This is a genomic window from Sphingobacterium sp. Mn56C (assembly GCF_049319645.1).
Classification (GTDB): Bacteria; Bacteroidota; Bacteroidia; order Sphingobacteriales; family Sphingobacteriaceae; genus Sphingobacterium.
Map to the genome: position 1 here is coordinate 1 of NZ_JBMOUC010000028.1, position 203 is coordinate 203.

Here is a 203-nt window from a genome sequence, read left to right on the forward strand (position 1 = left end):
CGCGAAGCAAGTTGCTTCCACCCTGTAGCATACCACCTGCAACAGCACCCATCAACCCCACTTTACCAAGATGTTCAAGAAAAAGACGCACACCACCTAACCAACGTTTACTTACTTTATATAAATAAGTATAATTTCTTGGATGTTATACTTCAAAAAACAGGTTTATTAACACATAATCGGGTGTAGATATGGACAGTTTC

General features: G+C 38.9%; 1 protein-coding gene. It reads left to right on the forward strand.

The genetic code is table 11. The features are described from left to right. Positions 1–189: hypothetical protein (locus tag ACL9RF_RS17750; RefSeq protein ID WP_422801976.1), on the forward strand; the 189-nt coding region annotated here is incomplete at its 5' end. Between the last annotated feature and the right edge of the window lie 14 nt (positions 190–203).